Source organism: Leucobacter sp. wl10 (assembly GCF_003569785.1).
Taxonomy (GTDB): domain Bacteria; phylum Actinomycetota; class Actinomycetes; order Actinomycetales; family Microbacteriaceae; genus Leucobacter.
The window spans coordinates 40,535-65,852 of record NZ_KZ984005.1; the positions used below are offsets into that span (position 1 = coordinate 40,535).

Consider the following 25,318-nt stretch of genomic DNA (forward strand, 5'->3'; position numbering starts at 1 on the left):
AGTTCGAGGGCGAGAAGCATGACGCCAGTCTACACCGCGCGGGGCGCGCCGCCGCGAGCCTACGCCCCTCTGCGCGACCGCTCGACCGGCTACCCGAAGAGGACCCCGACCACATCGACCAGCGCGATGACCAGCACGGATCCGGCCACGCTGAACGAGACGCGCGTGATGAAGCCCTCGCGCTGCGCCGTGCCGATCTGCAGCGCGAACGTGACGAGCGTGCTCGCTCCGATGGCGAAGACCAGCCAGGAGAACCGTCGGTCGCCCGGGACGAGCAGCGTCACCACCACGCCGATCGCGGCGGCGACGGCCCACGCCGTGATGAGCCGCGGGATGTGCCACGAGTGCGCGATCGGCCTCTCGGGTGCGTCATCGGTGGTGCTCACAGCCCAATCCTCCCACAGAGGCCGCGCCTGCACCGACGAAGTATGCCGGTTAACACGGGCGAAACGGAGGTGAAACAGAGCTCGCAGTACTATTGCCTCGGAACGAGCAAGCGGTCAAGGGAGGCGGATCGATGCAGCTGCTGTGCCTCACGGACCGTGATCCCGCGGATTCCCTCCCGGGTCTCGATCTGCTTCCGCACGAGCTGCGCACCTCACCGCTCTCGCTGCGCGTGCCCGAGACCATGGCCGAACGGTTCGACGCGATCCTCATCGACGGCACCCTCGACGCCCGTCGCGCGCGCTCCGCGTGCCTCAGCCTCTCCAATGGCGCCGCCACGCCGCGCGTCGTCATCCTGCCCGAGCTGGCCCTCACCGCGCTGACCCCCGACTGGGGCGTGAGCGAGCTGCTGCTGCCGAACGCGAGCCCCGCCGAGATCGAGCTGCGCCTGCGCCTGCTCGAGCGGCCCGCCACAGCCGCGCCTCCGCCCGCGGTCCAGGCCGCGGGCGTCGTCATCGACGAGTCGAACTTCACCGCTCGGCTCTTCGGCCGGCCGCTCGACCTGACCTACAAGGAGTTCGAGCTGCTGCACTTCCTCGCGGGACATCCGGGGCGCGTCTTCACCCGAGAGCAGCTGCTCGGCGAAGTCTGGGGCACCGACTACTTCGGCGGAACGCGCACGGTCGATGTGCACGTGCGGCGGTTGCGCGCCAAACTGGGCGAGCACGAGGGCCTCATCAGCACGGTGCGCGGCGTGGGCTACGGTTTCGCCAGGGCCCGGGCGGAAGAGGACGAGTAGCCTGGAAGCTCGGAGCATCGATCTCGGAGGGGCGTGCGAGCATGACGGAGCATCTGGAGGTCGTCGGCGCGGCCGATGAACGGGCGTTCGACGCCGCCCGCGAGGTGGTCGCCGCCGCCGAGTCGTTCGACGGCGCCTCGCCCCTCTCGGATCAGGCCATGCTCGCCGCCGCGCGAGGGCGCCGAGCGCTGCTGCTCTTCTCCGAACCGGGTCGATCGGTCCGACCGGCCGCGGTCGGGGTGATCGGGCAGGGAGAACTGGACCTCGTCGTGCGCCCGGAGGATCGAGGGCGCGGCATCGGCTCGACCGCGCTTCGATTGCTGCTCGAGCACGAGACGGGAGAGCTGCTCGCCTGGGCGCACGGCGAGAACCCGGCCGCCGAGACCCTGCTGCGGGGAGCCGGCTTCGATCCCGTGCGATCGCTGTACCGGATGGCGCTCGATCCCGCCTTGCTGCCGGGCGACGGACGGGATCCGCTCGCCCTGCCCGCCCCGCCCGGTCTGCGCCTGCGAGCCTTCGAGCCCGATCGCCCGGCCGACGCCGCGGCCTGGGTTCGCGCCAATGCCGCCGCCTTCGCAGACCACCCCGAGCAGGGGCGCATCACCGAGGCCGATTTCGCGCTGATGCGGCAGGAGGAGTGGTTCGATCCGGCCGACCTGATCCTGCTCGCGGACGATGATTCCGGAGAGCTCGCCGGTTCGACCTGGATCAAGGCCGTCGGCGCCGAGGCCGAGCTCTACGCCGTCGGCGTGCGCCCCGAGTACGCCGGGCGAGGGCTCGGCAGGCTGCTGCTCGACGTCACCCTGGCGCGGATGGCTCAGCACAGCCCCGAGCGCGTGACGCTCTACGTCGACGGCGAGAACGAGCGCGCGGTGCGCATGTACGAGCACGCCTCGTTCACCCTCGATTCACGCAGCCGTCAGTGGCGGAGACGAGCATTGTCAGAGGTCGATGCCAGAATGGACGCATGAGCGAAGAGACCACGGAAGCCGCACCGAACCGCGAGGATGCGCGGGCGATCGCGCTCCCGGCCGAGCTGCCCGCCGATCGCTACATCGACCGCGAGCTGAGCTGGCTGGCGTTCAATCAGCGGGTGCTCGAGCTGGCAGAGGATCCGACGGTGCCGCTGCTCGAGCGCGCCAACTTCCTGGCCATCTTCGCGTCGAACCTCGACGAGTTCTTCATGGTGCGGGTCGCGGGCCTCAGGCGCCGCATCGTGACCGGGCTGGCCGTGCCCACCAACGTGGGCCGTGCTCCCACCGAGGTGCTCGCCGACATCAACCGCACCGCCTACCAGCTGCAGCTCCGGCACGCGCGCTGCTTCGGCGAGCAGGTACAGCCGGCGCTCGCCGAGGCCGGTGTGCGCGTGGTCGACTGGGAGCAGCTCGACGACGCCGATCGGGCGCACCTCACCGCCTACTACGAGCAGCACATCTATCCGGTGCTCATGCCGCTCGCGGTCGATCCCGCTCACCCGTTCCCCTACATCTCGGGTCGGGCGCTCAACCTCTCCATCCGCGTGTGCAACCCGCGCACCGACAAGGTCGAGTTCGCGCGCCTCAAGGTGCCGCAGATGATCCCGCGCTACGTGCGCGTGGACCGCCGCGAGAGCGTCGACGATGTGCGCTTCATCCCGCTCGAGGAGCTCATCGCCAACCAGCTCGACGGCCTCTTCCCCGGCATGGAGGTCATCGACCATCACGTGTTCCGCGTGACCCGCAACGAGGATGTGGAGATCGAGGAGGACGATACCGAGAACCTCATCCAGGCCCTCGAGAAGGAGCTGCTGCGCCGTCGCTTCGGCCCCCCGATCCGCCTCGAGATCTCGGACGACATGGACGAGGCGACGCTCGAGCTGCTGGTGCGCGAGTTCGACATCGACGAGCAGCAGGTCTACACGCTGCCCGCCCCGCTCGACCTCAGCGGCCTCTTCGCGCTCACCCGCATCGCCCGCCCCGACCTCAAGTTCAAGCCGCACATCCCGGTGACGCACCCGCAGTTCCGATCGGGCTCGCCGAGCGAGAAGCCCGACACGTTCGCCGCCATCGCCCGTCGCGAAGTGCTCGTGCACCACCCCTACGAGTCCTTCTCCACGAGCGTGCAGGCGTTCGTCGAGCAAGCCGCCACCGATCCGAACGTACTCGCCATCAAGCAGACGCTCTACCGCACCTCCGGCGACAGCCCCATCGTGGCGTCGCTCATCAAGGCGGCCGAGGCGGGCAAGCAGGTGCTCGCGCTGGTCGAGGTGAAGGCGCGCTTCGACGAGGAGGCCAACATCGCCTGGGCCCGCAAGCTCGAGCAGGTGGGCGTGCACGTGGTCTACGGCCTCGTCGGCCTCAAGACGCACTGCAAGCTCGTGCAGGTGATCCGCGACGAGGGCGGGCGTCTGGCCCACTACTGTCACATCGGAACGGGCAACTACAACCCCAAGACCAGCCGCATCTACGAGGACTTCGGCCTCTTCACCGCCTCCCCCGAGGTGGGCCGCGACGTCACGAAGCTGTTCAACGTGCTCTCGGGCTACGCCATCGAGACCGACTACGACCGCCTGCTCGTCGCTCCCCTGCAGTTGCGCGCCGGGCTGCTCGAGCGCATCGAGCGCGAGGCCGAGCACGCCCTCGCCGGGCGGCCGAGCGGCATCAGGCTCAAGGCGAACTCGATGGTGGACGAGGTGATCATCGACGCGCTCTACCTCGCGAGCCAGGCGGGGGTGCCCATCGACGTCTGGGTGCGCGGCATCTGCTCGATCCGCGCCGGAGTACCGGGGCTCTCCGAGAACATCCGCGTGCGGTCGATCCTCGGACGCTATCTCGAGCACTCCCGCATCTACGCCTTCGAGAACTCCGGGAACCCCGAAGTGTTCATCGGCAGCGCGGATCTCATGCACCGCAATCTCGACCGTCGCATCGAGGTGCTGGTTCAGCTCACCGTCCGCGAGCACCTGGATCGCATCGATCGCTTCTTCGGCTTCGCCTTCAGCGACGACGTGTCGTCGTGGCACATGCTGCGAGACGGCAGCTGGCAGCGCCGCGTGGCCGGCGAGGACGGGGAGCCGCTGCCCGATCTGCAGGATCTGGTGATGGCCGATCGCACGGAGGCCCGGTTCCGGAGAGCTCGGTGAGCGGAGGGAGCAGAAAGGTCTCCCAGGAGGAGGTGCTCGCGGCGGGCACCGTCTGCTGGCGACGGGTCTACGACGAGCACGGCGATCCGCGGATCCTGGTGCTGCTCGTCCACCGCGCCAAGCAGCGCGACGTCTCGTTCCCCAAGGGCAAGCTCGACCCCGGCGAGAGCATGCCGCAGGCGGCGGTGCGCGAGACCTTCGAGGAGACCGGGCTCGCCGTGTCGCTCGACGTCAACCTCGGCACGATCCATTACGAGCTGAGCGGCAACCGCACCAAGACGGTGCAGTACTGGTCGGCGAGGGTGCGCGAGAAGGCCGTGCAGGCCTCGACCTTCACCCCCAACCGGGAGATCGCGGACCTCGAGTGGGCGCCGCTCGCAGAGGCGCGCGCGCGGCTGAGCTACAAGGCCGACAGGGAACTGTTCGATGTGTTCCTGCGCCTCGCGTCGCGCGACCTCATCGACTCGTTCTCGGTCACGCTGCTGCGGCACGCGAAGGCCCAGCCGCGCAGCACGGAGTTGCGGGCGGATCACCTCCGTCCGCTCGCCCCCGCCGGGGAGGAACAGGCCGAGGTGCTCGTCCCGATGCTCGCCGCCTTCGGGCCGCGTCGCATCTACTCGTCCACAGCCGACCGATGCCTGTCGACGGTCGCGCCGCTCGCGGAGCACCTGCGAAAACGAGTCCGGGCGAAGCCCTCTCTGAGCCAGGACAACTGGGATACGGGCGATCTCGCGTCGCTGCGCCGCCGCATGGGCAAGATCGTCATGCGCGGCAAGAACGCGGTGGTGTGCAGCCACCGCCCGGTGCTCCCCGACCTCGCCCGCCAGCTGATGCTGGCGACGGGCAGCGCGCCCGGCTCGTACCTCAACGCCTCAGCGGCTCTGCCTCCCGCCGGGTTCTCGGTGTTCCATTTCTCGCGCCACCATCCGGAGGCCGGGATCCTCGGGGTCGAGACGTACCCGCTCAGGCACTGAGGCCCACCCGCTCCCGCGTGATCGGCCGCTTCCCTCGCGGCTGCGCCGCCGGCGATCCTGTTCACTCGAGCCACGCGAATACGTGCTGCGGGGTGTCCTTTCCGCCACTTTCCGGCTCCGCGAGTTCACCTGCTGTTCACCTACCGGCAGACCACGCGTCACTCAGCGTCCCTAGCGTGGACGTGTGGCCAGCCATGGTCATCACCCCAACATCCGCTCTCAGATTGGATCACTCCAAAGTGAAGCTTTCAGCATTCGCCAAGGTCGCGGCCGTCGGCGGCATCGCCGCCCTCACGCTCAGCTCCTGCGCCGCCAACGAGTCGGCCTCGAACGCTCCGGCCGACGGCAGCGCGTCTTCCGGTTCCTCGCTCTCGGGCGAGCTCGTCGGGGCCGGCGCTTCTTCGCAGGACTCGGCACAGGGCGCCTGGGTCGCCGGATTCCAGACCGCCAACGGCGACGTCACCGTGAACTACGACCCGACCGGCTCGGGTGCGGGCCGCGAGACGTTCCAGCAGGGCGCGAGCGCCTTCGCGGGCACGGACCGCGCGTTCAAGGCCGAGGAGATCAAGGCCGGCCCCTTCCAGAGCTGCTCCACCGGCGAGATCGTCGAGTTCCCGGCGTACATCTCGCCCATCGCCGTGATCTTCAACGTCGAGGGCGTCGACTCGCTCAAGCTCGACGCGCCCACACTGGCGCAGATCTTCACCGGGAAGATCACCAAGTGGAACGATCCCGCGATCGCCTCGCAGAACGATGGCGTCAATCTTCCCGACCTCAACATCAGCGCCGTTCACCGCTCCGACGAGTCGGGCACCACCGGCAACTTCACCGACTACCTCGCTGCCGCGGCTCCCTCGGACTGGACGGTCGGCTCCATCGAGTCCTGGCCGACCGAGTTCGGCGGCGAAGGCGCTCAGGGCACCTCGGGCGTCGTCAGCGCGGTGAAGAACGGCACCGGCACCATCGGCTACGCGGATGCGTCGCAGGCCGGCGGCCTCGGCACCGTCGACATCAAGGTGGGCAACGAGTACGTGGCGTACTCCCCCGAGGCCGCCGCGGCGATCGTCGACGCCTCGCCGCTCGAGGAGGGTCGCTCCGCCAACGACCTCGCCATCTCGCTCGACCGCACCTCGACCGAGGCCGGCGTCTACCCGATCGTGCTCGTGAGCTACCTCGTCGGCTGCCAGCAGTACAGTGACGCGGCCAACGCCGAGCTCGTCAAGGCCTATTTCAGCTACGTCGTGAGCGAGGACGGCCAGAAGGCAGCGGCGGACGCCGCGGGCAGCGCGCCGATCTCCGCCGACCTGCGCGGTAAGATCCAGACAGCGATCGACGCGATCAAGTAATCCCCGGTGCGGGGGGCGAGGCCGTCGGCCTCGCCCCCCGCAATCCTGCGTCCCCCTCCTCACACGAACCAGGAGCTCGAGTGTCCGCCACCACCGCTGCGCGCAAGCCGGTCCTGAGTCTCGGCGACCGCGTCTTCTCGCGCTCTGCCGTCTTCGCCGGCAGCATGATCCTCGTCACGCTCGCCGCCGTCGCGATCTTCCTCATCGCTCGGAGCCTCCCGGCATTCGTCGCGACCAACGAGAGCGCATCGCTGCTCACCTCCAACTTCTGGGCCTACGTCGGCCCCCTCGTCTTCGGCACGGTCTGGGCGGCGACGCTGGCCCTCATCGTCGCTCTCCCGCTCGCCATCGGCATCGCACTCTTCATCTCCCACTACGCGCCGCGCCAGCTGGCCCAGGTGCTCGGCTACGTCGTCGACCTGCTCGCCGCCGTCCCCAGTGTCGTCTTCGGCCTGTGGGGCATCGGCGTGCTCGCCCCGGCGGCTCAGCCGGTCTACGTCTGGCTCAACGAGTACCTCGGATGGATTCCGCTCTTCGGCGGCGTCGTCACCGGCACGGGCCGAACGGTCCTCACCGCCGCCCTCGTGCTCGCGGTCATGATCCTGCCCATCATGACCGCCATCTGCCGCGAGGTCTTCCTCCAGGCCCCCGCGCTGCACGAGGAGGCGGCGCTCGCGCTCGGCGCGACCCGGTGGGAGATGATCCGCCTGGCCGTGCTCCCCTTCGGCCGCCCGGGCATCGTCTCGGCCGCCATGCTCGGACTCGGCCGCGCCCTCGGCGAGACGATGGCGGTGGCCATGGTGCTCTCGGCCACCGGTGTCGTGTCATTCCAGCTGCTCACCTCCGAGAACCCCTCCACGATCGCGGCGAACATCGCGCTCTCCTTCCCCGAGGCCTACGGCGAGAACATCAACGTGCTCATCGCCACCGGTCTCATCCTGTTCATCGTCACCTTCCTCGTCAACGCCGTTGCGCGCTGGATCGTCAGCCGCCGTGCCGAGTTCTCGGGCGCGAACTGATGCTGCAGCCCTCGACAAGCACAGAAAAGAGGACCGAACCCGTGGCTCTCACCGTTCGCCCTGTCCGCGCGGGCTCCGCACTCGCCGGCAACCGCCTGTCGCCGGCCATTCCCTGGATCGTGCTCGGCGCCTCGGTCGCCGCGTCGTTCGCCCTCTTCGCCCTGCTCGCCGCGGCGTCGGGCGGTCAGTTCTCCGTGGTCGGAGCCGTGCTCATCGGCGCCCTCGCCTACCTCGCGGTCATCACGATCATGTCCGCCTCGGTCGAGGGCACCCGGCAGGCGGCGGACCGCTTCGTGACCGGCCTCGTGACCGGGGCGTTCCTGCTGGCGATGGTACCGCTCGTCTCGGTCGCCATCACCGTGGTCAGCAACGGACTCGCGAGGTTCGACGCCGAGTTCTTCAACTCGTCGATGCGCAACGTCACGGGAGAGGGCGGCGGGGCGCTGCACGCCATGATCGGCACCCTGCTGATCACGCTCGCGGCGACGGTCATCTCGGTTCCGCTCGGGCTCATGACCTCGATCTACCTCGTCGAGTACGGGCGCGGAAGACTCGCCAAGATCATCACCTTCCTCGTCGACGTGATGACCGGCATCCCGTCGATCGTCGCCGGTCTCTTCGCCTTCGCACTGTTCGCCCTGTTCCTCGGCCCGGGCGTGCGCATGGGCATCGTCGGCTCGGTCGCCCTGTCGGTCCTCATGATCCCGGTCGTCGTGCGCTCGAGCGAGGAGATGCTGCGCCTCGTCCCGAACGAGCTGCGCGAGGCCTCCTACGCCCTGGGCGTGCCGAAGTGGCGCACGATTCTGAAGGTGGTGCTGCCGACCTCGATCGCGGGAATCACCACCGGCATCATGCTCGCCATCGCGCGCGTCATCGGCGAGACGGCCCCGCTGCTCATCACCGCGGGCTTCACCGCATCGATGAACTACGGCCTGTTCTCCGATCGCATGCAGTCGCTCCCGGTCTACGTGTACACGCAGTTCATGAACAAGGGCAATCCCGCCTTCGCCTTCGTCGACCGCGCCTGGGCCGCGGCTCTCGTGCTCATCCTCATCGTCATGGCTCTCAACCTCGTCGCCCGTCTCATCGCGAGGTGGTTCGCGCCGAAGAACGGGCGCTAGTCGCGACCGCCTCCGCCCTCACCGGCTTCCAGCCTCCCGAACGAAAGAATCACCGCATGTCGAAGCGCATCGAGGTCTCCGACCTCAACGTCTACTACTCGAAGTTCCTGGCTGTCGAGGGGGTGTCGATCAACATCGAGCCCCGCAGCGTGACCGCGTTCATCGGCCCCTCCGGCTGCGGCAAGTCGACCTTCCTGCGCACGCTCAACCGCATGCACGAGGCCATCCCCGGCGCGCGCGTCGAGGGAGAGGTGCTGCTCGACGGCGAGGACCTCTACGGGCCGGGCGTCGATCCCGTGCTCGTGCGCCGCCAGGTCGGCATGGTGTTCCAGCGGCCCAACCCGTTCCCCACGATGTCGATCCGCGAGAACGTGCTCGCCGGGGTGCGCCTCAACAATCGTAAGATCTCGAAGGGCGACGCCGACGCGCTGGTGGAGCGCTCGCTGCTGGGGGCCAACCTGTGGAACGAGGTGAAGGATCGCCTCGACAAGCCGGGCTCGGGCCTCTCGGGGGGCCAGCAGCAGCGCCTCTGCATCGCGCGCGCCATCGCGGTCTCACCCGAGGTGCTGCTCATGGACGAGCCCTGCTCGGCGCTCGACCCCATCTCCACCCTCGCGATCGAGGACCTCATCGACGAGCTGAAGAAGGCGTACACGATCGTGATCGTGACCCACAACATGCAGCAGGCGTCACGCGTCTCCGATCGAACCGCGTTCTTCAACATCGCGGGCACCGGCAAGCCGGGCAAGCTCATCGAGTACGACGACACCTCGAAGATCTTCTCCACGCCGTCGGTGCAGGCGACGGAGGACTACGTCAGCGGCCGGTTCGGCTAGGTCGGAAGGCCCGTCGCGTCCGCCCCCGGGTCCGGGCGCTGCGGTAGAACTGGGATCTGCGGAACATATGCGATTCTGCGCAGGATCGGCCGTGTCTTCTGCAGATCCCGTATCTTCCGCAGGCCGGGTGAGGCGCGTTCCCCCGCGCCGGGCCGAGCGCGGTAGAGCGGGCCTCCCCCGCGCCGGCGCGGAGCCGCTGAGGCCCGACCAGGCCCCGGGCGCTGGACCACGGGCATGAAAAAGGCCGGACCGCAGAACGCCTCTCGGCGAGAGGCCGCTCGAGGCGGCGGAAATTGGAGCCCGGGGTTACTGCGGCCCGGCACGCAACAGTCTACCTCAGGGGTTCGCGTGCTTCGAGCCCGGTGAGCCGCCTCGGCCGCATCAGTCGAGCGTGCCGTCGCGCCAGCGACGCGCTCCGGCGTGCAGTTCGTGGGCCATCGTGGAATAGCGCAGCGCGCGCGTGGTGAGCTGCGCGGCGTGGTCGTCGTCGTGGGCGTCGCGCGCGTCGGCGAGATCGGCCGCGCCCAGCGCCATCACCCGGCAGTAGCTCGCCGCCCGGTCGAGCGCCCCGCCCAGATCGCCGGCGAAGGCGCCGCGCAGGATCGTGTCGCAGAGCTCGGCGATCGACACCGGCGTCACCGGTTCGGCCGCTCCCGCCACGACGGGGTCGATCGTCGCCGCGGCCGCGGCGCCGCGCCGGAAGAGCTCCGCGGATCCCTCCGGGTCGGCCGAAACCACCCGCCGCAGCAGGTACAACCGCCACAACGCTCCCGCGAGCGAGTGCGCGCCCTCCCCCGCCCACAGCTCGGCGATGTCGTCGATGCCGGTTCCCGAGGCGAGCCCCACCACCCGTTCGACCACTTCGGGGTCGGCGACGGCCCGTACGCGGTCGAGCAGCGCCCAGGAGGTCTCCTGCGCGATGCGGTGCGCAGCGCCGGGTTCGTCCGAGCCGATGATCCAGTCGAAGCTGGAGGTCGGCTGCAGCAGGGGGCGCTGGTGATCTCGGGTCACGCGGCTCCTTCGAGGGTCGGAGGGGCGATCGGGATCCTGCACCGCCCGTTCAGCTGGACCCCGCGAGTCTACGCCGCCGGAGCGGCCGTCGCATGCACCGGAGCCTCGGCGGGACCCGATAGAATCGATGACCACGGGCCTCTAGCTCAGTTGGTAGAGCATCGGACTTTTAATCCGCGGGTCGTGGGTTCGAGTCCCACGGGGCCTACTCCTCGGCGGGCATCGGCGCGCGGTCGCGATCGTAGGTGATCGACGTATACCCGTGCGGGGCGGCCCGCCCGTCAGGGCCGAGGTTCACGAAGACGATGCGCTCGATCGTGAGGATCGTCTTGCGGGTGATCATGTTGCGCACCGCGGCCCGCATGGTCAGCGAGGAACGCCCGAAGTCGACGGCGACGAGCCCCATCTCGATGAGGTCGCCCTGCCGGGCCGACGCCTCGAAGTCGATCTCGGAGACGAACTTCGTGACCACCCGCGGATTGCCGAGCTGGATGATGGCGTAGATCGCCGCCTCCTCGTCGATCCACCGCAGCAGGCTCCCCCCGAAGAGGGTGCCGTGCGCGTTGAGATCCTCGGGCTTCACCCACTTCCGCGTGTAGAAGTTGATGCCCTCGCCCTGCTCCGTCCGGCTGACCGTCATGATTGCGAGCCTAGGACCGCGACGTTACGAGCGGGGCACGGGCGTGTTTCGGGATCGCGCTGCCATCCGTCCAACCGCGCGATCTGGGCGGAGTCGAGGGCGGCGGCCCGGGTCCGGCCGCGCCCGCCGCCCCGTCAGCGCACGAAGAGCAGCAGAGCCGCCACCGCGACGAACAGGATCCCGAACACCGTGTTGAGGATCCGCTGCCCTCGCGCGCTCGCCGCGTAGCGCCTGAACGGCTTCGCGGCCGCCGCGAAGAAGAGCCACATCACCAGCACGTCGACGCCCACCACCGTGCACATGAGCACCGCGTACTGCGGCCACAGCGGCGCGTCGGCGCGGATGAACTGGGGGATGAACGCGAGGAAGAACACGATCGCCTTCGGGTTGAGCAGGTTGACCCAGAACCCGCGGCGCAGAAGCGACCAGTCGCTCTCGCCCCGCCCGCCGGTCGCAGCCTCCCCCGACGCGGAAGCCTCCTGCCGGGGCCTCGCGAGGAGCAGCCGCACGCCGAGGTACACGAGGTAGGCGGCGCCCAGGTACCGGATCGCGTTGAAGAGCACCGGTGTATTCGAGACGAGCACGCCGACCCCGGCGGCGACGATGAGGATGTGCAGGATCAGTGCCAGCTGCTGGCCCAGCACGCCCCAGAACGAGCGGCGCCACCCCACGGTGAGCGCGTTCGACATCGTATTGATGGCCCCCGCCCCCGGAGTCAGACTGATCACGACGGAGGCGGTGAACAGGGAGAGCCAGATCGCGGGGGTCACCAGCACAGTGTAGTCAGCGCCCGGGCCGCTCATCGTCCGAGCCGAGCCTGTCGGCGTCTCGTACGGCCGTATTCGCCGCCGCCCTCCGGATATCCCGGATCCGCTCGGCGGCCGAAACCGGTGGCGCTCCGAGCGCCCCTGAGCGGATTTCGCGTCGCCGCCCCGGTCCTGCTACAGTTGATCGCTGTCAGGGTCTGTGGCGCAGTTGGTAGCGCGTCTCGTTCGCAATGAGAAGGTCAGGGGTTCGATTCCCCTCAGATCCACGTAAGTTGAGAAATTCGAAATCTGCCCCGTCTGATGGCGGGGCAGTTTCGCGTCCGGGGACGGTTGGGGCATCTCGCCCCCGTGCTCCTGGGCGAGGACAGCGGCCGCCGGTTCTGCTGGCACGAACGTGACGTGTTCGTCCTCGTCGATGACTATTCGCTTGAACAGCGCGCGGTTGAGCATGCGGCGTTCAGCAGGTTCGCACTTGCTGTAGAGGTCACCGAGGTCGGTGAGGACATCGACGATCTGATCGAGCCCCTCGTGAGCGCTGTGGTAGGTGTTCGCGAGGTTGTCGAGCCGGCTGTTGATGGCGTCGAGGCTTGTGCGGATGCGGTCCTGTTCGCTCTTGAGCAGGTCGAGCGGGATGGCGTCGGCGTAGTGGGCTTGGACGAGCTTGAGGCGTTCGGCATCGAGCTTCTCGCGCTGGGTGGTCAATACGGTGCGTTCGTTGTCGCTGGAGGCTTCGAGCTGGTCGAACACTTGGTGCAGTACCTGGCTGACGTGCTCGGCTTCCTCGTCGGTGAGCCCGTTGGTGCCGTAGTCGCGTTCGACGCGGTCCTCGATCCGTTCGGCGAGGATCGCCGAGCGGGTGCAGCCGTTCTTCTTGCGCCGCCCTGAACAGGTGAAGTACTCGTAGCGATCTCCTTGCTTGTCCCGGGGCCGTTCGATCATGAGCTTGGCGCCACACGAGCAGCACAAGCTCCCCTTGAGGTAGTGGTCGTACTTCTGAGGCCGCTCACCGACAGCGTTCTTCGCATCGAGCTGCGTCTGGACCCGCAGCCAGTTGTCCGGGTCGGCCAGCGGGATGTGGGCGCCGTCGTAGGTGACGCCGCGGAAGGTCACGGTGCCCTGGTAGTAGGGGTTGGTCAGGATTTTGTGCAGCCCGGTGGTGGAGACCGGCTTTGCCGGCTGTGAGGGTGTGGAGCGGGTCGTCAGGCCGCGGGTCTTCAACTCGCGGGCGAGGGAGGAGAGAGACCAGTCGCCGGTGGCGTAGGCGGCGAACGCGAACCGGATCAAGTCCGCGCGATCGGGGTCCAGTTCGATATCTCGGGCTTCTCGGCCTTTGGCGTCTGTGGTGCGCACGTTCAGGTAGCCCAACGGTGCTTTGGTCGGCGTGCCACCGATCGACGCTTTCTGCGTCATCCCTTTGAGGACTTCCTGGGCCAGGTTGAGGGAGTAGAACTCGGCCATCGACGCGAGGATGCCGTGCATGAGCATGCCGGAGGGGGTTTCGTCGATGTTCTCCGTGACAGAGACCAGGGTGATGTTCGCCCCGCGCAGGGTGGAGTGGATGATCGCGTCATCGAGCCGGTTGCGAGCGAGTCGGTCGACCTTGTTGATGATGCAGTACCGGACCGGGTTAGCTGCGATGTAGTCGAGCATTTCCTGCAACGCGCGGCGACGGGCGGTCTTCGCGGACTCGCCGGGCTCGATGAACTCCTTGACGATGACTGCGCCGAGCTGTTCGGCCTTGCGCTGGGCGGCTTCTCGCTGGGCGGGGATGGACAGACCTTCTTCGAGGCCGTTGCGGGTGGCCTGGTCCTTGGTGGAGACCCGCAGGTAGGTGACCGCTGGTATCAGCCCGTCAGCTCCTTCCTCACCGGTCCCGGCTATCTGGTGCCGCTGGTCAGTTGCCAGTGCGCGGAGTGTCGCGACGTCGATGCCGGAGGGGAGACTGATGGGAGACATGGAGTGACCGCCTTTCAGGTGCCCAACTGTGGGTTGGGCGTCTGGGGCGCCGGATGGCGGTCACGTCAGGATTCGAAAAGAACACCCCCGATAGGGGTTTAGGGTCTGTGCCAGCGACGCCGTGATCGTCGTGTTGGCTTCTGATTCTACCGTCTGGGCGTGAGTAGTTGTCGGAGGTGTTTGCCTGCTTGGGCGGTGGCGTCGTCATCGGATGCTCGCAGGGCGAGGCGGATGAGGACTTCGGCGACCTTCTCGGTGTCGATGTCCTCGCGCCTGTCGAACCGGACCCGGACTGGCCGGTCGGCGCCGACTCGATCGGTCCTGCGCGCATAGGAGCGAACCATCAGCGCTCACCTTGCTCACGTTGCGCACCGGGGCGATGGTCGAGGAGTTCACCGGTGGCGTCGTCGATGGTGGTGAAGAACGCGTCCTCGGCGGTTTGCCGCTGCCTGACCTGCTCTCGGACGAAGTCGATGAACTCATCGTCACGGTCAGTGATCACAACATCCTCCACCGGTGGTGGGGGCGTTTCGCCGGGCCAGGCGGTCTGCCGGGTCGCACGGTCCCGGTCGAGGCGGGTGCCGGATGCCGCCACCCAGTCACGCAGCCGCGCCCTGGTGTCGGCGAAGTCGCGGTGCCAGCCGACAGGTGCGGAGCCGTTCTGCTCAGGGTCGTAGGCGCACAGCCAGTGCAGGTGCAGGGCTGATAGTTCCCAGACCAATTCGGGGTGGTGGTGCCAGAACGGGGGGATCACGGCGGCGGGGAGCCCGTAGGTGTGGCGGAGCCAGTCGACCCACCGGTTCAGCTCCAGCCACTCTTGCTCCAGATCGTGGGCGGAGAGCAGGTTCCAGTTCACCGGGTGCGGCGGTCCGCCCAACGACTCGGTGGTCATCTCATCGCCAAAGTCGTCGTCCAGGTCGTCTTCGAGGTCGTTCTCATCGGGCTCGGGGGGTGGAGTGCGGGCGTTCATGATCCTGCTTCTCCCGGTTCAGCGACCCAGCACCGGCGTATCGGCAGCCGGTGAGGCTTGTGGCGGGTCGAACGCTCGGTTCTGCTGCCGGGATACGTTCTCGCGCTCTGCGGTGACACCTGCACGGCGAGGTGTTCGGTCCACGTCGTAGCGGGTCCGCGCGGTGTCGTGGCCGATCTTCTTGGCCACGAACTCCTCGCCCTCGATCTGTTGCCCGTCACGGGTGTAGGAGTACTCGTGCGCGTAGCCTTCGGCGACGAAGTTGTCGCCTTTGGTGAACCGCTCATACGCGCGTTCGGCCGTTGCGCGGTACAGCACGAGATTGCTGAAGCTCGGCTCCAGCTTCGTGAACGCCCCGTCCTCTTCGCGGTGGTAGTTCTCCTGCCCGAACCGGGCATAGAACCGAGCGTCACCGTTCTCCGTGGTGGTGAGTTGCGGATCGGTGGCGATGAATCCAGAGATGGACTGCTGCGTGCGGATAGCCATTGAACCTTCTCCTGACGATCAGTCGCGACCACCAGGGCGTGGTCGCTGTGTCAGGCAGGTGCACACCGCGACCCATGCTCGGATCAGGGCTTTCGGTGCAGCAGCGCTTCGATTTCTGCTCGGTCGGCCTTCAACGTGGAAGCGTCGGAGCGGGACGGCCAAGCCCGTAGATCGGTGACGATGGGTGGGGCGGCCCGGAGGAGGGTGACGCCAGTGCCAAACGGGAGCGTTCTGATCCGGTCAGGCGGCAGGATCGCGACGCGGCGAATGGAGCGTTGGTTGGAGCGGGTGCCGTGGTCACCGAGGGTGACGGAGTCGGTGTACTCGTCGCGCTCCCCGATGAGTGTGGAGAGGTCTTGGAGGTCGCGGCTGTTGGAGGCACCGCCGAGGATGATCTTGACGATGGAGGCGTCCCAGATCGCGCCGGCGGCGTTGTCGTTCCATTTGTCGCGCGCCTGCGCCAATGACTGCAACACAGGCAGGGTGGTGATGCCGGTGCCGCCGCCCTCAGCCATCAGCGTCGGGAGGCTGGGCAGGGGGGCGAGGTTGCCGATCTCATCCAGGGCAAGCAGCAGGGGCGGGTCGAGGCGTGCGCCGGGTGAGCGGGCGGCGATCCGGCGGGCGGTTTCGATGAGGTCTTCGATGAACGCGGCCACCAGGGCGGCGGATGCGCCGGTGCCGGCGCCGGTGGCCAGCAGGTAGAGGGTGCCGCGGTCGCGGATGAAGGTCTCGGGGTCGAAGCTCTCACCAGGTCCAGGCGAGACAGCGTCCAGGACGCGCGGGTCGGCCAGCGCGCCGAGGGCCAGGGCGACGCCCTGCCAGATCGAATCCCTGGTTTTGGGGTCGGCGTCGATCATCGCTCCGAGGGAGTCCGCCCACCCGGTGGCTGCCTGGGTGTTGTTGGTGAGGATCGCGACGGCTTCGGCGGCGGCGGTGGGGTCGAGGGTCCAGCGAAACAGCTCGGCTGGGGGCCGGTGGTCGAGCGCCGCGGCGTGTAGGAGGGCTTGGAGGGCGGTGCGGGTCTTGCCTTCCCAGAAGCCGCCGGATTCGACCCCGCCGGCGGACAGGCCGGTTGCTGCGGACAGGCCGGTGGCTCGGATCATCGCCGTGAGCGGGTCCTCGCATCCGCGGATGGGTGACCAGCGCATTCCGGCGGGGATGCCTTCGGCGAGGTGTTGGGGGTCGAACACCGCTACCGGCCGACCGCCACGCTGCCGGGCGCGGAGGGTGGCGGTGAGGTTGTCCGGCCGCGTGCTGGTGGTGACCACGGCGCCGGGGGCGTCAAGGATCGTCGGGATGACGATGTGCAGGCCCTTGCCGGAGCGCGGGGGGCCGATGAGCAGGATCGAGTCCTCCACGCTCGCCCACACATCGCGCCCCTTGGACGCGCCGATCCGATACCCGACATCACCGGGTGCGGGTTTATCGAGGGATGGGCGCAGTGTCCCGGCCCGGCGTAGCAGCGCCTTCGCTGAGGCGGTTTGGGTGACTTCATGGGCAGTGGCGGTGCCGGCGAGGCGGCGCGGATCGGTCTCAACCCGGCGGGAGTGGCGGCGCAGCCGCATCCACACCCATGCCCCGGCCGTGACCAGGCCAGCGAGCATCGCCGCGGTGATGATCCAGTACACGGACGAGTTGAGCCCGGTGGCGTCGAGCGCGCCCGCGGGGTCGCCGGGGTTGAACAGCACTCCGAGCCCCGACGCCGGTCCAGCAGTGGGTTGGGGTGTACCGGTGAGGAACGCGGCAACGGACCCGGAAGCGCGCAGGATGAGCGCGATCCCGAACATCCCCACCAGGGCCATGAGAGCGGCGTTGGTCAGCTCGTCACCGAACGCCCCGGCCTGCCGCCCGGATGGGGTGCTCATGACAGCCGCCGCACGTGGATCGTGCCGGAAATGCGGCCGAACAGAATCACCTCGCCGCCGCCATCGGGCAGCAGCAACCGGAGACGACCTCGGTCCAGGAGCGTGCGGGCATGACCGGTGCTGATAGCATCGGTGTGGGAGACGATGACCGCGGCCGCGACGTCCTCGCCGGGCACGAACCCCTCCCCGATCATTTCGACCAGGTCCGGCCCCCGCTTGCTCCTGCTCGTGACCCGTGTTTCCCGTTCGTCCTCGGTCTTCGCTTCGGTGTCGGGCGGTTCGGACCTGTCGCGGCGACGGGCGCGGATGACGTCGGTGAACACGCTCCCGTCGCTTTCGTGCACCTCGATGCGCACCGTGATGGTCCGGTCCCGGGTGAGGGCGTCCAGCAGGGACCCGAAGGTGCTGCGCGTCCATGCTTCGCCTTCAGGTGGTGGGACGTCGGTGCCGTCGAGGGTGACGCCCAGGGCGCCGGTCTCGGTGACGGTGATGACCGCGTGCGGCAGCACAACCGGCGTCTCCTCTGGTTCCGGCCGAGGCGTGCGGCGTGGGGCTTTGCGGGTCATCACTTCACCCCTGTCCCAACTGCCGTGAGTTCGTTCGGCCATCTGCTCCCTCGATCTCTCATAGGAGCGAGGTACGCAGGGATCGCCACCGATACCCGATTCTTGTAGAGATTTCATGATTTCTGAAAGAATCTGTGTATTGTTGACGTATGTGCGGTGCTGATGAACTGACGGGCTCATGAAGCTCGCTGTGGTGCGAAGCATCGGCAGCGCCCGTGGCTTCCGCGACGAGCAGGATGTGGCCGACTTCGAGCAGGAGCTCGTCGACCAGTTCGCTCTGGCGATGGCAGCGGCCGGCCTGACCGACGGGCACATCCAGTCCTCGCGGGCCGCGGTGTTCGAGTTCCGGCAGAGCCTCGCCGCCCCGCTCTGGGCCGCGGCGCCGGACGACGCCGATCGCTTCCTCGCGGGTCTGCGTCGGGCGGGTCTGGCTGTGAGCACGCGGGCTGGCAAGGCGAAGACGCTCGCTCAGTTCTACGACTTCGCGATCGCCCGTTACCGGGCCGACGTGCATGCGCTGACCGGGTTCGTCCTCGAGCAGCCCATCGACGAGTACAACCGGCAGTCGAACAACTCGCTCGGCAAGATCCGCGTGCCGCCGTCGGACGCCGAGGTCGACCATCTGTTCGCGGGATGGCGCAGCTCGCTGTCGAGCGCGCGGAAGTTCCTTCCGGCGGCGCGGGACTACTTCGCCGCATCGCTCTGGCGGCGCTTGGGGCTGCGGATCAACGAGAGTGCCAAACTCGACATCCGCGACTGGCGGCCTGATCTGGGCGAGTTCGGCAAGCTCCACGTCCGCTTCGGGAAGGGCTCGCGCGGCCGCGGCGTGAAGCCGCGGCTGGTGCCGGCGATCAACGGCGCCGATCGGCTGATCGACTGGTGGCTCGCGGAGGTGCGGCACCTGTTCGGCCCGGACTGGGACAACCCCGACGCGCCGATGATTCCCTCGGAGCGGTTCGACCAGGACCTTGGACGCTGCTCACGGGCGAGCGACGACGTGCTGCGCCAAGGACTCAAAGCGCAGACCGTCGTGTTCCTGCCGGCCTGGGTCGGCCGGATGACCCCGCACGTCCTGCGGCACTACTGCGCCTCGTCGCTGTACGGCGCGGGTATGGATCTGAAAGCGATCCAGGAGATCCTCGGGCATGAGTGGCTATCCACCACGACCCGCTACATCCACGTCTCCAGCGACCACGTCGAGCAGGCGTGGCTGACCGCGAACCGGCGGCTGGAGACCCGATTCGGAGGGAGAGTGTGAACCCATGAAATGGAACCTGCGCATGGCCGCCGCCGAGCGCGGCATCTGGAAGTCTTCGGAGCTGCGGCGGCTGCTCGCGGACGCCGGCCTGGAGATGAGCGTCGGGAAGATGTCGGGCCTGTGGACCGGCACCCCGACCACGCTGCGGCTGGACGACCTCGACGTGATCTGCCTCGTGCTGGACTGCACGCCCGGCGACCTGTTGACCGCGGACCTCGACGGCGCGGCAGCGCGTCGACCGGCGAAGACCGTCGAGGAGCAGGCGGCGAACGGCTCGCCGTCGATCGTCAAGCCCCGCTACAACGGCAAGCGGCCCGAGCCGCCGCTGTGAGCACCAAACCGGGAGTGACCTCCCGGTTCCGGCCGCCGAAGTTCTGTTTCACCTGCGGCGTGAACCGCGCGGCCTGGCACTGGCCGAGCGTCGACTACTGCTACGGCTGCCTCCCCGGCGGCCCGTTCCCCGCTCCGTCGTGCGAGCGGTGCGGCTCGCCGGACTACTTCAGTCAGGGCCTGTGCGAGCGGTGCCACCCCGGCAGCCCGCACTACATCGGTCAGTGCAAGGACTGCTACGCCTGGGGCGTCTATCGGGGGCACCAGTGGCGGTGCCGGCATTGCGCCTGGTGGGCGAGTCACAACCCGGTCGGCGACTGCCGCTTCTGCCATCGTCGCCTCCCGATCGGCGAACGTGGTGCCTGCCGGCTCTGCATCGAATCCGCGCGGCGTATCCAGCAGCCCGGCCGCGACATCGACCTCGACGAAGGCACCCGGCACGGGCTCCAGCTGTTCTTCGCCAACATGCCCGCCCGCCGCAAGCTGCCCCTGCCCGCGCAGTCCACGCGGGCGTCGCGGATCGTGCTCGATGCCGAAGCGAGCGTCTGGGAGCAGCCGGCGCTGTTCGAGCTCGCACCGGACCCCGAGGTGCTCCGGCAGCGGGCGACCGCGCAGGCCCGGGACTGGAGCTACCGCACCGACGGGATCGTGTTCGAGCACGCCCGGCAGTTCGGCTGGTCGAACCGGCAGACCAATCAGGTCCGTCGCTCCTTGAAGATGCTCCAGATCCTCGCCCCCGACGGCACGACGATGGTCCGCGCCACCGAAGTGATCCGGCTGCGCCGCTATGACGCCGAGGGCAACATCGTCTCCACCCTCGATGTCCTCGACGCCGCCGGCCTGCTCATCGACGACCGCACCCCGCACATCGACCGCTACTTCGACGGCAAGTTCGCCGGCCTCCCGCCGGCGATGCGGACCCAGCTCGAGCTCTGGTTCGACATCATGATCCACGGCAGTCCTATCCCACCGCGGCGGAAGCCCCGCGACCCGGCCACGGTGAAGATTCAGATCCTCGGCATCGCCCCGATCGTCACCGCCTGGGCCGAAGACGGCATCGAGTCGCTCGCCGAGATCAGCCCCGAGCTGCTGCTCGACTCCCTGCCCGCCGACGCAGGTAAGCGGCACTGGGCCGAGCGCGGATTCCGTGCCCTGTTCGGCATCCTCAAGGGACGCAATGCGATCTTCGCCGACCCGACGACCGGCATGCCCCTGACCGAGCCGCGCCGCAGCACACCGCTGCCGGCCGACACCGAGACGATCCTCGCCGCCCTGAACCACTCAGATCCAGCGGTCGCCCTCGCCACCTCGATCGTCGCCTTCCACGGCCTGACCAACCTCCAGATTCGTGCGCTGCAGCTCACCGACATCATCGACGGCCGGCTCACCCTGCCTGACGGGCGCGTGATCCCGCTGGCCGAGCCGGTGCGAGCCCGGCTGCGGACCTGGCTCGACCACCGAGCAACGAGATGGCCGCGCACGATGAACCCGCACCTGTTCGTCACGATGCAGACCGCGCCACGGCTCAGCGCCCCGAGCCGGCAGTTCCCCTGGCTCAAGGCCGGCATCTCCGCGCAGACGCTGCGCACCGACCGCGTCCTGCACGAAGTCCAGGCCAGCGGCGGCGACGTCCGCCGCATCAGCGACCTGTTCGGGATCGGCATCGAGTCGGTCGCCCGCTACCTCGGCGTCCTCGACCCCGACCTCAGCGGCCACCGGCCGGACTGACCTCAGTCGCCTGATCGACGGCGCTCGATCAGCACAGTGTCGCGCCAAGTGCCAGCCAACGGGCCGTAACCCATAAGCGCGATACGTTCGCGGGTGCCCACCGTGCGGAACCCGTGGCGGTCGTGCAGGCGCAGACTCGCGGTGTTCTCGGGGAAGATCGACGACTGGATGGTCCAGATGCCGGCCGTGTCCGCGGCAGCGATGAACGCTTCCAGGAGGGCGGCTCCGGCGCCTTGCTCACGGGCGGCATCGGCGATGTAGATCGAGTGCTCGACCACGCCGCGGTACACCGGCCGCGATGACACGGGGCTGGCGGCCGCCCACCCCACGACGAGGCCGTCGGTGTCTGTGGCGACGAGGCGCAGATCGGGGAGCTTGCCGCTGTCGAAGCCATCCCAGTCGGGTGGCTCTGCCTCGAACGTGGCGTGCCCGGTGGCGATGCCTTCACGGTAGATGTGCTCGACGGCAGGCCAGTCCGCGGGCGTCATCGGACGGATGCCGACGCGGATCATTCGGGCAGGAGGGTGCGGGCTGCGTTCTGGAGGGCGCCGTCGACGACGCGGAAGTAGGCCCACTTGCCGCGCTGCTCGCGGGTGGCAAGGCCGGCTTCGACGAGCTGCTTCATGTGGTGCGAGACGGTGGGCTGGGCAAGGCCGACGGGGTCGGTGAGGTCGCAGATGCACATCTCCCCGGTGTCGCTGCCGCCGATCAGGGACAGGAGCTTGACCCGGGTGGGGTCGCCGAGAGCCTTGAACACGCGGGCGATCCGTTCGGCCTGCTCCGATTCGAGCGCGCCACCGGCCACAGTGCCGCAGCACGCGGTGCCGTCTTCGGTGAGGAGCGGGAGCGCGATGGTCACGGTGCTCATCCTCCCAGTCGTATTGACATCTGTCGATGTATCGAGGATTCTCGATGTATTGATGTTAGTCGATGTGAGGAGTGGGTGGTGGATCTTCCTGTCGTGGTGATCGGCGCGGGACCGCAGGGGCTGGCCGCCGCAGCGCATCTGCGGGAGCGCGGCCTGGAACCGCTGGTGCTGGAGAGGGGCGCGGGTCCCGCGGCGGCGGTGGCGGAGTGGGGGCATGTGCGGCTGTTCTCGGAGTGGCCCGAGCTCGTCGACTCCGCCGCGGCTCGGCTGCTCGAGCCTTCCGGGTGGCAGCGACCCGAGCGGGGGTATCCGACCGGCGGCGCCTGGATCACCGGATACCTCGCGCCCCTCGCGCAGGTTCTTGGGGATCGCGTCCGCTACGGCGCAAGGGTCACCGGCGTCGGTCGCAAGGGACGTGACCTGCTGGTGGATGCCGGGCGCGCCGAGCAGCCGTTCGTGATTCACGTCGAGGAGGCCGACGGCTCGCAGTCGCGGATCGAGGCGCAGGCGGTGTCGACGCCTCGGGCACCTGGACGAGCCCGAATCCTGCCGGTGCCGACGGGCTGCCTGCGCTCGGCGAGACCGCCGCGGCCGGATTCCTCACGTATCGGATTCCGTCGTTCGCCGACGCCGAGCCGTATGCGGGGCGGCACACGGTGGTGGTCGGCAATGGGCACTCCGCGGCGACGGCGATCACCGAGCTGGCCCGCATCGCCCGCCAGCACCCGGACCCTCGGATCACCTGGGTGCTGCGCCGCGGGACGGTCGGCGACACGTTCGGCGGCGGGGAGGCGGACGAGCTTCCCGAGCGTGGCGCACTCGGCCAGCGCGCTCGCACCGCGGTCGACCAGGGCCTCGTGAGCCTGGTGACCGGGTTCCGTATCGAGCGGATCGACACCGCCGATCAGGGTGCGGTGCTGGTTGCCGAGGACGGGCGCGTGCTCGAGCCCGCGGATCGGGTGGTGGTGCTGACCGGGTTCCGGCCGGATCTGTCGATCCTGTCCGAGGTGCGGCTGGAGCTGGATGCCCGGTTGCAGGCGCCGGTGCGGATCGCGGCGGACATCGACCCGAACATCCACTCTTGTGGTTCGGTGCGCGCCACCGGCGCTGTGGACCTGGCCCAGCCCGAGCCGGGCCTCTTCATCGTGGGGGCCAAGTCCTACGGCCGCGCCCCGACCTTCCTCGCCCTCACTGGGTACGAGCAGGTTCGCAGCGTCGTCGCCGAGCTCGCCGGTGACCACGAGGCTGCGGCCCGGAGCGAGCTGGTGCTGCCGGGCACGGGCGTGTGCGGCGGCGCGGGACTGTTCGACGACCCGACCGGAGCCAAGGGCGGCGCCTGCTGCGCACCCGCAGCGCCGCAGGTGATCCAGCTCGGACGTGCCCCCGCGGGTACTGCGGTCTAGGTTCTCGCGGGGACGCCGAGCTCGGCGAGCAGGTTCAGGACGCGAGCCTCGATCTCGTCGCGCACCGGCCGGACGCCCTCCGGGGTCCATCCGGCGGGGTCGGGCAGGGTCCATTCCTCGTAGCGTTTGCCGGGGAACACCGGGCAGGCGTCGCCGCAGCCCATCGTGATCACCACGTCTGCGGCGCGCACGACCTCGTCGGTCCAGGGCTTGGGGTACTCGCCGGCGATGTCGATGCCGCGCTCGGCCATCACCTCGACGGCGACCGGGCTGACCTCGTGGCCGGGTTCGGAGCCGCCGGACCAGCCGACGGCGTGCTCGCCGGCGTGGTGCTGGAAGAAGCCGAGGGCCATCTGCGAGCGGCCGGCGTTGTGCACGCACAGGAACAGCACCGTCGGCTTTCCGTCGACGTGGAGCCCGTCGACTTTGGCGAGGGCGCGCAGGCGTTGCCTGGCGAACTTCTCGGTCAGCAGCGGCAGGTAGTTCGGCACGGTCGCACGCTGGGCGAGGTCGGTGTAGGAGGCGTGCAGGAAACGGTCGATCGTCTCCCGCCCGAATGTGCCGTCGAACTCCCGGGTCAGCCGCTCCGCGCCGGAGGCGAGGGCTGCCTCCTGGTCGATCGTGATCGTGGCGTGCGGTTCCTGGTGCGGTGACATCGTCGTCATCCCTTCGTCGTGGTCAGCCTCGGGGCAAGGCTCTGGATACGGGCGGCGATGTCCTCGAAGGCGGCATCGAATGCGGCATCCGATCCGTCGCGCACCGGGTCGGGCACCGACCAATGCACCCGGCCCTCGCCGGCGAGTTCCTCGTGGGCGGTGTCGCAGACCGTGACCACGAAGTCGTCGACGTCCAGCACCTCGGCCAGCGTCCGCGGTCGGGCGGCACGGAGAGTGAGGCCGTGCCGGTCGGCGGCGGCGATCGCGCCCGGCTCGATGGCGTCTGCCGGGTGCGTGCCGGCGGAGGCGACCGGGATGTCGCTGGCGTCGTGCCAGAGCGCGGCGGCGAGCTGCGAGCGTGCGGAGTTGCCGGTGCAGACGAACACCACCCGCCGCACGCCGAGGGCCGGCGACGGGGTCAGCCCCGTGAAGGCGCCGGGGGCGAGGTGGAGGTAGGTGCGGCGCCGGTCGGCCTCCGACCGCGTCCGCAGCAACAGCCCGGCGTGCTCGAGCTGGTTCAGGTGGTGCGCGAGCAGGCTGGAGGAGACGCCGAGCTCGGCTTGCAGCTCGACCGGGGCGGCATCGCCGAGGGTGAGCAGGTCCATGATCCGCAGCCGCACCGGATCGGCCAGCGCCGCATATCGCGCCACCCGCCCCGCCAGGTCAGTTCGCTCAATGTTCATTACCTCAATAGTGACTGAGCAATGTATCGTCGTCAAGGTGACCCACGAAAAGAGCACGACATCCGCCCCCGCCCCGTTGTGGCGGCGCGCGGTCGCCGAGTTCCTCGGCGCCGGCCTGCTGGTGACCGTCGTGGTCGGCTCCGGCATCGCCGCCCAGCGTCTCTCGCCAGACGACGTCGGGCTGCAGCTGCTGGAGAACTCGCTGGCGACGGCGCTCGGGCTGACGGTGCTCATCCTGATCTTCCAACCCGTCAGCGGCGCGCACCTCAACCCCGTCGTCACCCTCGCCGACCGCTTCCTCGGCACCCGCCACGCTCCCTCCGAGATCGTGGTCTACCTCGTCGCGCAGGTCACCGGCGGCATCGGCGGCGCGATCCTCGCGAACCTCATGTTCCAGGCGCCGACGGCGGTGTCCACGACCGATCGCCTCTCGGCGGGCCACCTGCTCGGCGAAGTCGTCGCCACCGCCGGGTTGGTGCTGCTGATCTTCGCCTTGGCCCGCACCGGCCGCAGCGCCCTGGTCGCCCCCGC

General features: G+C 69.0%; 25 protein-coding genes, 2 tRNA genes and 2 pseudogenes. 16 read left to right on the plus strand and 13 right to left on the minus strand.

Translation table 11 applies throughout. The annotated features are described in order from the left end of the window. Nucleotides 1-89: 89 nt before the first annotated feature. Entirely contained in the window at nt 90-386 is a 297-nt protein-coding gene (locus D1J51_RS14410) for a hypothetical protein (protein ID WP_119076337.1), read from the minus strand. Between the two features lie 131 nt (nt 387-517). Between D1J51_RS14410 and D1J51_RS14415 the strand changes: the two genes are divergently transcribed. From D1J51_RS14415 to pstB, 8 genes are all read left to right on the plus strand, one after another. Further along, on the plus strand, nt 518-1,183 hold the full coding sequence (locus D1J51_RS14415) for a winged helix-turn-helix domain-containing protein (protein ID WP_119076339.1): 666 nt from the start codon (nt 518-520) through the stop codon (nt 1,181-1,183). Nucleotides 1,184-1,224: 41 nt separating this feature from the next. Continuing rightward, the gene (gene mshD, locus D1J51_RS14420) at nt 1,225-2,154 is read left to right on the plus strand and encodes a mycothiol synthase (protein WP_119076341.1); all 930 of its coding nucleotides are present in this window, start codon (nt 1,225-1,227) and stop codon (nt 2,152-2,154) included. Further along, nucleotides 2,151-4,304 (plus strand): RNA degradosome polyphosphate kinase, encoded by a 2,154-nt coding sequence (locus D1J51_RS14425; RefSeq protein WP_240423313.1) that lies wholly within the window; start codon nt 2,151-2,153, stop codon nt 4,302-4,304. The genes mshD and D1J51_RS14425 overlap by 4 nt, the downstream gene beginning before the upstream one ends. Next, a complete protein-coding gene (locus D1J51_RS18595) occupies nt 4,301-5,278 on the plus strand; it encodes an NUDIX hydrolase (protein ID WP_119076345.1) in 978 nt (325 codons plus the stop codon). The genes D1J51_RS14425 and D1J51_RS18595 overlap by 4 nt, the downstream gene beginning before the upstream one ends. Nucleotides 5,279-5,517: 239 nt before the next feature. Continuing rightward, on the plus strand, nt 5,518-6,624 hold the full coding sequence (gene pstS / locus D1J51_RS14435) for a phosphate ABC transporter substrate-binding protein PstS (protein WP_119076347.1): 1,107 nt from the start codon (nt 5,518-5,520) through the stop codon (nt 6,622-6,624). A gap of 80 nt (nt 6,625-6,704) precedes the next feature. Beyond that, complete coding sequence (gene pstC / locus D1J51_RS14440) at nt 6,705-7,643, plus strand: phosphate ABC transporter permease subunit PstC (RefSeq protein WP_119076349.1); 939 nt, start codon at nt 6,705-6,707, stop codon at nt 7,641-7,643. After that, complete coding sequence (pstA, locus tag D1J51_RS14445) at nt 7,643-8,764, plus strand: phosphate ABC transporter permease PstA (RefSeq protein WP_205547916.1); 1,122 nt, start codon at nt 7,643-7,645, stop codon at nt 8,762-8,764. The genes pstC and pstA overlap by 1 nt, the downstream gene beginning before the upstream one ends. 56 nt (nt 8,765-8,820) lie before the next feature. After that, the gene (gene pstB, locus D1J51_RS14450; RefSeq protein WP_119076354.1) at nt 8,821-9,600 is read left to right on the plus strand and encodes a phosphate ABC transporter ATP-binding protein PstB; all 780 of its coding nucleotides are present in this window, start codon (nt 8,821-8,823) and stop codon (nt 9,598-9,600) included. Between the two features lie 381 nt (nt 9,601-9,981). On the opposite strand, the gene D1J51_RS14455 is transcribed toward pstB, so the two are convergent. Next, nucleotides 9,982-10,611 carry a hypothetical protein gene (locus tag D1J51_RS14455; protein WP_119076356.1) on the minus strand — a complete coding sequence of 210 codons (630 nt, stop codon included), beginning with the start codon at nt 10,609-10,611 and terminating at the stop codon, nt 9,982-9,984. Nucleotides 10,612-10,746: 135 nt separating this feature from the next. Between D1J51_RS14455 and D1J51_RS14460 the strand changes: the two genes are divergently transcribed. Then, nucleotides 10,747-10,819 (plus strand) — tRNA-Lys (locus D1J51_RS14460). Here the strand turns inward: D1J51_RS14460 and D1J51_RS14465 are convergent. Continuing rightward, nucleotides 10,817-11,251 carry an acyl-CoA thioesterase gene (locus tag D1J51_RS14465; RefSeq protein WP_119076358.1) on the minus strand — a complete coding sequence of 145 codons (435 nt, stop codon included), beginning with the start codon at nt 11,249-11,251 and terminating at the stop codon, nt 10,817-10,819. The two genes, D1J51_RS14460 and D1J51_RS14465, sit on opposite strands and share 3 nt — an antisense overlap. Before the next feature lie 134 nt (nt 11,252-11,385). Beyond that, on the minus strand, nt 11,386-12,021 hold the full coding sequence (locus tag D1J51_RS14470) for a LysE family translocator (protein ID WP_119076385.1): 636 nt from the start codon (nt 12,019-12,021) through the stop codon (nt 11,386-11,388). A gap of 190 nt (nt 12,022-12,211) precedes the next feature. On the opposite strand from D1J51_RS14470, the gene D1J51_RS14475 reads away from it, so the two are divergent. Together D1J51_RS14475 and D1J51_RS18475 are read left to right on the plus strand one after the other, a co-directional pair. Next, a tRNA-Ala gene (locus tag D1J51_RS14475) sits at nt 12,212-12,284 on the plus strand. A gap of 34 nt (nt 12,285-12,318) precedes the next feature. Further along, nucleotides 12,319-12,903, plus strand: a complete 585-nt coding sequence (locus D1J51_RS18475; RefSeq protein WP_119076360.1) for a hypothetical protein — start codon at nt 12,319-12,321, stop codon at nt 12,901-12,903. Here the strand turns inward: D1J51_RS18475 and D1J51_RS18675 are convergent. The 5 genes and pseudogenes from D1J51_RS18675 to D1J51_RS14510 all read right to left on the minus strand — a co-directional run. Further along, nucleotides 12,886-13,974: pseudogene (locus D1J51_RS18675) on the minus strand (recombinase family protein); the annotation flags it as partial. The gene D1J51_RS18475 and the pseudogene D1J51_RS18675 overlap by 18 nt on opposite strands. Nucleotides 13,975-14,317: 343 nt before the next feature. Further along, nucleotides 14,318-14,944 (minus strand): hypothetical protein, encoded by a 627-nt coding sequence (locus tag D1J51_RS14495; RefSeq protein ID WP_119076365.1) that lies wholly within the window; start codon nt 14,942-14,944, stop codon nt 14,318-14,320. An 18-nt stretch (nt 14,945-14,962) separates the two neighbouring features. Then, the gene (locus tag D1J51_RS14500) at nt 14,963-15,430 is read right to left on the minus strand and encodes a single-stranded DNA-binding protein (protein WP_119076367.1); all 468 of its coding nucleotides are present in this window, start codon (nt 15,428-15,430) and stop codon (nt 14,963-14,965) included. An 83-nt stretch (nt 15,431-15,513) separates the two neighbouring features. Continuing rightward, complete coding sequence (locus D1J51_RS14505) at nt 15,514-17,295, minus strand: type IV secretory system conjugative DNA transfer family protein (protein WP_119076369.1); 1,782 nt, start codon at nt 17,293-17,295, stop codon at nt 15,514-15,516. Next, entirely contained in the window at nt 17,292-17,861 is a 570-nt protein-coding gene (locus D1J51_RS14510; RefSeq protein ID WP_162903864.1) for a hypothetical protein, read from the minus strand. The genes D1J51_RS14505 and D1J51_RS14510 overlap by 4 nt, the downstream gene beginning before the upstream one ends. A gap of 178 nt (nt 17,862-18,039) precedes the next feature. On the opposite strand from D1J51_RS14510, the gene D1J51_RS14515 reads away from it, so the two are divergent. From D1J51_RS14515 to D1J51_RS14525, 3 genes are read left to right on the plus strand one after another with little or no spacing between them, the layout of a single operon-like run. Beyond that, nucleotides 18,040-19,119, plus strand: coding sequence for a tyrosine-type recombinase/integrase (locus D1J51_RS14515; RefSeq protein ID WP_119076373.1), 1,080 nt, complete (start codon nt 18,040-18,042; stop codon nt 19,117-19,119). A gap of 4 nt (nt 19,120-19,123) precedes the next feature. Beyond that, complete coding sequence (locus tag D1J51_RS14520; RefSeq protein ID WP_119076375.1) at nt 19,124-19,450, plus strand: helix-turn-helix domain-containing protein; 327 nt, start codon at nt 19,124-19,126, stop codon at nt 19,448-19,450. Next, the gene (locus D1J51_RS14525; RefSeq protein WP_240423315.1) at nt 19,447-21,177 is read left to right on the plus strand and encodes a hypothetical protein; all 1,731 of its coding nucleotides are present in this window, start codon (nt 19,447-19,449) and stop codon (nt 21,175-21,177) included. Before D1J51_RS14520 ends, D1J51_RS14525 begins: the two co-directional genes overlap by 4 nt. A gap of 2 nt (nt 21,178-21,179) precedes the next feature. Here the strand turns inward: D1J51_RS14525 and D1J51_RS14530 are convergent, their stop codons facing one another. Further along, entirely contained in the window at nt 21,180-21,689 is a 510-nt protein-coding gene (locus D1J51_RS14530) for a GNAT family N-acetyltransferase (RefSeq protein ID WP_100345587.1), read from the minus strand. Further along, nucleotides 21,686-22,045 carry an ArsR/SmtB family transcription factor gene (locus D1J51_RS14535; RefSeq protein ID WP_100345588.1) on the minus strand — a complete coding sequence of 120 codons (360 nt, stop codon included), beginning with the start codon at nt 22,043-22,045 and terminating at the stop codon, nt 21,686-21,688. The genes D1J51_RS14530 and D1J51_RS14535 overlap by 4 nt, the downstream gene beginning before the upstream one ends. 75 nt (nt 22,046-22,120) lie before the next feature. Here D1J51_RS14535 and D1J51_RS14540 point away from each other — a divergent pair. Next, a pseudogene (locus D1J51_RS14540) lies at nt 22,121-23,448 on the plus strand (NAD(P)-binding domain-containing protein). On the opposite strand, the gene D1J51_RS14545 reads toward D1J51_RS14540, so the two are convergent. Together D1J51_RS14545 and D1J51_RS14550 are read right to left on the minus strand one after the other, a co-directional pair. Further along, nucleotides 23,445-24,104, minus strand: a complete 660-nt coding sequence (locus tag D1J51_RS14545) for an arsenate reductase ArsC (protein WP_205547920.1) — start codon at nt 24,102-24,104, stop codon at nt 23,445-23,447. The pseudogene D1J51_RS14540 and the gene D1J51_RS14545 overlap by 4 nt on opposite strands. Before the next feature lie 5 nt (nt 24,105-24,109). Beyond that, nucleotides 24,110-24,787, minus strand: coding sequence for an arsenate reductase/protein-tyrosine-phosphatase family protein (locus D1J51_RS14550; RefSeq protein WP_100345591.1), 678 nt, complete (start codon nt 24,785-24,787; stop codon nt 24,110-24,112). 37 nt (nt 24,788-24,824) lie between these two features. On the opposite strand from D1J51_RS14550, the gene D1J51_RS14555 reads away from it, so the two are divergent. Beyond that, a partial coding sequence (locus D1J51_RS14555) for an aquaporin (protein ID WP_240423316.1) occupies nt 24,825-25,318 on the plus strand: 494 nt, incomplete at its 3' end.